Source organism: Pedococcus sp. P1_H8 (assembly GCF_056405175.1).
On record NZ_JBFUCP010000135.1, the window covers coordinates 1 to 518 of the forward strand.

Below are 518 nucleotides of genomic sequence, written 5' to 3' on the forward strand. Positions count from 1 at the left end.
CGCCACGGATCCGCGCCCCCGGCCCTGTGCCCGGGGCGCGGATCTGTTTTCTCACACCGCCGACAGTAGGTTAGGCTGCCCTTTGTGAAGCTCCCTCTGCGTCTCGGTGTCGCCGCCCTCGCCCTCGCCACACTGGTCGGCTGCTCGGCCGACACCGGCAACTCCGACAGTGCCGCCTCCGGCGCCGACGGCTCCTTCCCCGTGAGCATCGACAACACCTTCGGCACCACCACCATCGACGGTGCCCCCGAGCGGCTCGTCACCATGGGCTGGAACGCGCAGGACGTGCTCTACGCGCTCGGGCTCTCGCCCGTCGGCCAGCCGAGGTACAGCTACGGCGCCACCCCGGCCGGCGTCATGCCGTGGACGGAGAAGTACTTCGACCCCACCGAGACCACGCTGTACGAGGACCCCCCGGCCGGCGAACCGTCGATCGAGGCGATCGCCGCCCTCGCGCCCGACACGATCCTCGCCCCGTACGAGGGCTTCGACGAGGCCTACTACGACAAGCTCAGTGC

At 70.3% G+C, this 518-nt stretch carries 1 protein-coding gene; it reads left to right on the top strand.

Translation table 11 applies throughout. From position 1 onward, the window contains the following. Positions 1–84: 84 nt before the first annotated feature. Positions 85–518: ABC transporter substrate-binding protein (locus AC1DYG_RS19240; protein ID WP_477641461.1), on the top strand; the 434-nt coding region annotated here is incomplete at its 3' end.